The organism is Novosphingobium lindaniclasticum LE124 (assembly GCF_000445125.1).
GTDB classification, from domain to species: domain Bacteria; phylum Pseudomonadota; class Alphaproteobacteria; order Sphingomonadales; family Sphingomonadaceae; genus Novosphingobium; species Novosphingobium lindaniclasticum.
Genome location: NZ_ATHL01000088.1, coordinates 1 through 2021, shown reverse-complemented (window position 1 = coordinate 2021; position 2021 = coordinate 1). Strand labels below are relative to the sequence as shown.

Below are 2021 nucleotides of genomic sequence, written 5' to 3'. Positions count from 1 at the left end.
CGCATTGCCTCGCCTGAAATGCTCCCGGCAAACCTGCCGTTGCCTCATCTAAACTGCTCCCGGCATTGGCCGGGAGGGAACGATGCGGAAGGTGAGCATGGCGACGCGCAGGGAATTGATTGAAGCAGTCGGCGAGCGGTATCGCTCGGCCGATCGCGCGAGCAAGGGCAAGGTTCTCGACGAATTCGTCGCGATCACAGGTTTCCACCGGAAGCATGCAATGAGACTCTTGCGGGCGGAGCCGTTGATCAGGGAAACGACGCGACCCGAGCGGAGAATTTACAACGAGGCGGTGCGCGGAGCGTTGCTCGTGTTGTGGGAGGCCAGCGACCGCCTGTGCGGCAAGCGACTTCGGCCGCTTATCCCGATTCTGATCGAGGCGATGGAGGGCCATGGCCATCTTGATCTCGATCCGGCGATCAAAGGAAGCTTGTTGCAGATGAGCCCGGCCACGATTGACCGTGTTTTACAGACCGCGAAAGGGAACAGCCATAAGGTCCGGCGTCGCGGCGTGGCGGGATCTGAACTTAGGCGCAGTGTTCCGATCCGAACATTCAGCGATTGGGGAGATCCGGCGCCGGGACATATGGAGGCCGACCTTGTTTCGCATAGCGGTCCGGTGGCGAAAGGGAGTTGGACGTGGACGCTGACGTTGACGGATATCGCGACAGGCTGGACCGAATGCGCTCCGCTACTGGTTCGCGAGCAAACGCTATTGGTGGAGGTGCTCAAGGAACTGCGCAAGCTGATGCCGTTCCCGTTGCTGGGCTTCGATTCCGACAACGACAGCGTGTTTATCAATGAGACGGTGCGGGATTACTGCGCGGCGACGGAAATCGCCTTTACCCGCTGCCGACCCTATCGGAAGAACGATCAGGCCTGGGTCGAGCAAAAGAACGGTTCGGTTGTGCGTCGTCTGGTGGGCTATCGTCGGTTCGAAGGGCTGGAAGCAGCTGGGTTGCTGGCCGAGTTGTATGCGGCGGCGCGCCTGTTCGTGAACTTCTTCCAGCCTTCATTCAAATTGGCGGAGAAGCGCCGCGACGGCGCCAAAGTCCACAAGCGCTATCACGCTCCCGCGACGCCGTTCCAGCGTTTGATGGATGACCCGCGGACCAGCGAGCAGACACGCGAACGGCTACGGGACCTGGCCGCCAGACTGGATCCGGTTCGACTGCTGCGAGACATCCGCACCGCGCAGCAGAAACTGGTGGTCCTGGCCGACGCCGTCGTCTTGGCAGATCCGACCGAAACGTCACCCCCACCGCTGGGGGCGTTCCTCTCGAGCCTGAAAGTTTTATGGCAGAATGGTGAGTCGCGGCCTACGGCGGTTGATAAGACGCCGCGTAAGCGAGAGCGGCGCCGGCCGGATCCACTGCTTCAGGTTACCGACCAGTTGAAAGCCTGGTTCGAAGACGAGCCTTGGCGTACCGGGCGGGAGTTGCTGGAAAAATTGCAGGCCGAGCAGCCGGACATCTACCCGGACGGCCTCCTGCGGACTATCCAGCGCCGTCTGAAAGGCTGGCGCACCGAACACGCGCGAGCCCTGGTGTTCAGCCACTCTTCCGGGCTGGCCAGTGACGCGCCAGTCGACACGGAAACCATCCTTACAGCCATGTGACGGATTGCCGTTCCGCCTCGCCTACGGCTCAGCTGCACGGCAATCCGTCACATGCAATGGCAATGACGCACGAGGGTCTGTAAGGAACAATTACGTGAGGCAACGGTCGCGTTGTTCGGGAACATTTCTTCGCGAGGCAACACGTTTCTCACCCTGAATGTCGCGCGACAGAAATGAAGCGCGCGAGCTGTTGGCGCAGGGGCAGGACCCCGGCGTTGAGCGCGCGAGCGGAGCGCCAGCACTGCGTGACCATTGAGCTGATGGCACGCGAATGGCACAGTCGGCGAGAGGAAAGCCTCGACCCCGCGCATGCGCGGCGCCTCATGTCCCGCCTGGAGCGGGACGCGTTTACAGCTGGAGACCCGCAAAAACCGGGTAATTTCGGCCTGGCTTGACAGACGTC

General features: G+C 61.7%; 1 protein-coding gene. It reads left to right on the top strand.

What is annotated here, in order from left to right; translation table 11 throughout:
* Window positions 1-82: 82 nt before the first annotated feature.
* The gene (locus L284_RS38245; RefSeq protein WP_021234660.1) at window positions 83-1618 is read left to right on the top strand and encodes an ISNCY family transposase; all 1536 of its coding nucleotides are present in this window, start codon (window positions 83-85) and stop codon (window positions 1616-1618) included.
* Window positions 1619-2021 lie beyond the last annotated feature (403 nt).